The organism is Streptomyces sp. NPDC059853 (genome assembly GCF_042731495.1).
Lineage (GTDB): Bacteria > Actinomycetota > Actinomycetes > Streptomycetales > Streptomycetaceae > Streptomyces.
The window spans coordinates 1-4,354 of the sequence record NZ_JBHWJL010000376.1 but is presented as its reverse complement, the minus strand read 5'-3'; the positions used below and the strand labels follow the sequence as shown (position 1 = coordinate 4,354).

Annotated in this window: 3 protein-coding genes; 2 read left to right on the top strand and 1 reads right to left on the bottom strand. The window is 72.5% G+C overall.

Annotated elements, in window-relative coordinates:
• Positions 1-2,144: ATP-binding cassette domain-containing protein (locus tag ACFV5N_RS25215; protein WP_385604073.1), on the bottom strand; the 2,144-nt coding region annotated here is incomplete at its 3' end.
• A 167-nt stretch (positions 2,145-2,311) separates the two neighbouring features.
• On the opposite strand from ACFV5N_RS25215, the gene ACFV5N_RS25210 reads away from it, so the two are divergent.
• Together ACFV5N_RS25210 and ACFV5N_RS25205 are read left to right on the top strand one after the other, a co-directional pair.
• Positions 2,312-3,088, top strand: coding sequence for a TetR/AcrR family transcriptional regulator C-terminal domain-containing protein (locus ACFV5N_RS25210; protein WP_385604071.1), 777 nt, complete (start codon positions 2,312-2,314; stop codon positions 3,086-3,088).
• A gap of 124 nt (positions 3,089-3,212) precedes the next feature.
• The gene (locus ACFV5N_RS25205) at positions 3,213-4,289 is read left to right on the top strand and encodes a prenyltransferase (RefSeq protein ID WP_385604069.1); all 1,077 of its coding nucleotides are present in this window, start codon (positions 3,213-3,215) and stop codon (positions 4,287-4,289) included.
• Positions 4,290-4,354: the final 65 nt, after the last annotated feature.

Here is a 4,354-nt window from a genome sequence, read left to right as displayed (position 1 = left end):
GCCATCACCGCCTGGTGGTGCTCGATGCACACCACCGAGTTCCCCGCGTCCACCAGCCGGTCCAGCAGCGCCAGCAGCTTGTCCACATCCGCCATGTGCAGCCCCGTCGTCGGCTCGTCCAGCACGTACACCGACGCCTTCTCCGCCATGTGGATCGCCAGCTTCAGCCGCTGCCGCTCCCCGCCCGAGAGCGTGTTCAGCGGCTGCCCCAGCCGCAGATAGCCGAGGCCCACATCCATCAGCCGGTCCAGCACCGCGCGCGCCTGCCCGGAGGGGAAGAAGTCGTGCGCCTCCGTCACCGACATGCCCAGCACGTCACTGATGGAGCGCCCGCGCAGCGTGTACGCCAGCACCTCGGGCGTGAAGCGCCGCCCTTCGCACCGCTCGCACACCGAGGTCACCCCCGCCATCATCGCCAGGTCGGTGTACACCAGCCCGAGTCCGTTGCAGTGCGGGCAGGCACCCTCCGAATTCGCGCTGAACAGCGACGCCTTCACCCCGTTGGCCTTGGCGAACGCGGTACGGATCGGGCCCAGCAGCCCGGTGTACGTCGCCGGGTTGGAGCGCCGGGACCCCCGGATCGGCGACTGGTCGGCGACCGCGACCCCCTCGCGCGGGGACACGGACCCGTGGATCAGCGAACTCTTCCCCGATCCGGCCACCCCGGTCACCACCGTCAGCACACCCAGCGGGACATCCACGTCCACCCCGCGCAGGTTGTGCCGGTCGGCGCCGCGCACCGCGATGTGCCCGCGCGGGGCGCGCAGCCGGTCGGGACCGCGCAGCCGCGCCCGGTGCTCCAGATGCCGCCCGGTCAGCGTCCCCGACGCCCGCAGCCCGGCCAGGTCCCCCGCGTAGCAGACCTCCCCGCCCGCCGCGCCGGCGCCGGGGCCGAGGTCGATCACGTGGTCGGCGATCGCGATCACCTCCGGCTTGTGCTCGACGACCAGCACGGTGTTGCCCTTGTCGCGCAGCCGCAGCAGCAGATCGTTCATCCGCCGGATGTCGTGCGGGTGCAGCCCGGTGGTCGGCTCGTCGAAGATGTAGGTGACGTCGGTGATGCTCGACCCCAGGTGCCGCACCATCTTCACCCGCTGCGCCTCGCCGCCGGAGAGGGTCCCGGCCGGGCGGTCGAGGGAGAGGTAGCCGAGGCCGATCTCCACCAGCGAGTCCAGCAGGTCCCGCAGGTTCTCCAGCAGCGGGGCGACGGACTCGTCGTGGACATCGCGCAGGAAGGCCGCCAGGTCGCTGATCTGCGCCGAGGAGCAGTCGGCGATGTTCCAGCCGTTGATCCGGGCTCCGAGCGCGGCGGCGTTCAGCCGGGCGCCGCCGCAGTCGGGACACGGCGCGAACCGCACCGCCCGGTCCACGAACGCCCGGATGTGCGGCTGCATGGCCTCCCGGTCCTTGGACAGGAACACCCGCTGGACCTTCACCAGCAGGCCCTCGTAGGTGATGTTGTGGGTGCCGGCCTTGATCTTGGTCGCCGGCTTGTGCAGGAAGTCGTCCCACTGCTGCTCGGTGAAGTCCTTGAGCGGGGTGTCCGGGTCGTAGAGCCCGGAGAGCACCATCGTCTGCCAGTACCAGTTGTCGACGGCGAAGTTGGGGACGGTGATCGCGCCCTGGTTGAGGGTCAGTTCGCGGTCGACGAGCTGGTCGACGTCGATCTCGGAGACCTCGCCGAGACCTTCGCAGCGCTGGCACATGCCCTCGGCGCTGTTGAAGCTGAAGGCGCTTGAGGTGCCCACGTACGGGGTGCCGAGGCGGCTGAAGACGATCCGCAGCATGGTGTAGGCGTCGGTGGCGGTGCCTACGGTGGAGCGGGAGTTGGCGCCCATCCGCTCCTGGTCGACGACGATCGCGGCGGTCAGATGGTGCAGCCCGTCCACCTCGGGGCGGGCCTGGCGCGGCATGAAGGACTGGATGAACGCCGTGTAGGTCTCGTTGATCAGCCGCTGCGACTCGGCGGCGATGGTGCCGAAGACCAGCGAGGACTTCCCGGAGCCCGACACACCGGTGAAGACGGTGAGCCGGCGCTTGGGTATGTCGACGTCCACCTTCCGCAGATTGTTCTCCCGGGCGCCCCGGACCTGGATGACGTCGTGGCTGTCCGCGACGGAGGCGGCGGCGGGCGTGTGGTGCATGGCGGGATGTCTCCTCGGTGAGGGAGGGCGGTGTGACGATGGGCGGCGTACAGCGTACTCTATACGTAGTACAGAGTACGCTGTACGCATACGATGCCGGTGCGGCCCACCGGCCCACGCCGCAACCCGGCCCCGGAGCGGCACCCGACCCCGGAGACAATGAGCCCATGGACACCGACCGGGAGAGGGACGTCACCCGCTCACTCCGCCTGCTGTGGCGCGAGCCCGGCCCCCCGCCCTCCACCGGCCGCGGCCCCCGCCCGGCCCGCAGCGTCGACGAGGTGGTCCGTACCGCCATCGCCATCGCCGACACCGACGGCCTCGACGCCGTCACCATGCGCCGCGTCGCCCAGGACCTCCGCGTCACCCCCATGACGCTCTACACCTACGTCCCCGGCAAGGCCGACCTCCTCGACCTCATGCTCGACACCGTCTACCAGGACATGCCGCGCGCCCCCTACCCGCCCGGCGCCACCTGGCGCGACCGCGTCACCGCCGTCGCCGACGACAACCGCGCCCTCTACCAGCGCCACCCCTGGGTCGCCCGGCTCCCCACCACCCGCCCACCGCTGGGCCCCGGCGTCCTCGCCAAGTACGAACACGAACTGCGCGCCCTCGACGGCCTCGGCCTCGACGACCTGGAGATGGACGCCGCCCTCGCCCACCTCCTCGCCTTCGTCCACGGCACCGCCCGCGCCGCCCTCGACCAGCGCACCACCGAACGCGAGAGCGCCCTCAGCGACCAGGAGTGGTGGGACACCCACGGCCCCGCCCTCGCCCAGGTCCACGACCCGGCGCGCTTCCCGCTCGCCAGCCGGGTCGGCCTCGCCGCCGGGACCGCCCACCAGCACGCCCACGCCCCCGACCACGGCTACGCCTTCGGCCTCGCCCGCGTCCTCGACGGCCTCGCCGCCCTCATCGACCGCGACCGGCGCGCACCGTAAAGCGCGCGCACCCCACCACTACCAGCGAACCCCCGCCACCCCAGGCGCCCCTCCGTGCCCCCTGCTCACCACCGGCCCCACACCGCTTCACTGGCCCCACGACAGCGGCACGCATCAGGAGTTCATGGTGACAGCGGTGACGTCGGCGACGGCGGCAGCCACGACGACGGGGGCAACGGCAGCGGCAGCGGGAACGGCGGCCACGGCGGGACGTACCGGACGGCTGGGCGCCCTCATCCGCCTCGGCAGGCCCAAGTTCCTCTTCCACAGCCTGCTGGCGCTGTGCGCCGGAACCGAACTCGCCGCCCACGCCGGAGCCCACCCCGACACCGCGCTCCTCGCCCTCGTCCTCGCCTTCGGCTGCTGCGCCCACCTCATGACGTACTACTGCAACGACTACTTCGACCTGGAGGCCGACCGCGCCAACCCCGCCCCCACCGCCTGGTCCGGCGGCAGCCGCGTCCTCACCGACCGCGCCGTCACCCCGACCACCGCACTGGGCACCGCCTTCGTCCTCCTCCTCGCCTCCGTCGTCCTCCTCACCCTCCTGCCCACCCCCGGCACCCGGCTGCTGGCGGCCGGATTCCTGCTGCTCGCCTGGTTCTACACCGCGCCCCCGCTGCGCCTGAACTACCGGGCGGTCGGCGAACTCGCCTGCGCCCTCTCCCTGCACGGCCTGCTCCCCCTGCTGGCCTGCCTCGCCCAGCTCGGCGGCATCCCCGCCACCGCCTGGGCCTGCGTCGGAGCCCTCGCGGCGTTCCAGTACCTCCAGCTGCTGGTCCTCAACCTCGCCGACCTGCACGGCGATCTCCGCGTCGGCAAGATCACCGTCGCCGGGGTGCTGGGCCCGCGCCGTACCGTCCGGCTGTACGCGGCCGGGCAGGCGCTCACCTACGCCGCCGTCGCCGCCGCGGGGCTCACCGGCACCGTCCCCACCTGGACCGCCGTGCTCCTGCTCGCCACCCTCCCGCTGCCCTGGGCGGCGGCCCGCGCCATGCGCACCGGCGACCTCACCACCCCCACCACCACGGCGGCCACCCTCCAGCTCCCGCTCGCCTCCGCCGCCGTCGTCCTCGGCTGCACCCTCGCCGCCTGGGACGGCCGGATCACCACCTGGCTCGCGCTGAAGGCCGCCGCCCTGACCGGGTTCGCCGTCTGGTGGCTCCGCACCCGGCGCCGGACACCGGCCACGGGGTGCTGACGCCGCCCGCCCGCGCGTCCATAAAATTAACTGTGGCGCGGGCGGAGGTTTTTTGGAGTGTAGTT

Bases quoted from the DNA above. Each gene is read 5' to 3' on its own strand.
- ACFV5N_RS25210 (WP_385604071.1), top strand. From the start codon at position 2,312: ATGGACACCGACCGGGAGAGGGACGTCACCCGCTCACTCCGCCTGCTG.
- ACFV5N_RS25205 (WP_385604069.1), top strand. From the start codon at position 3,213: ATGGTGACAGCGGTGACGTCGGCGACGGCGGCAGCCACGACGACGGGG.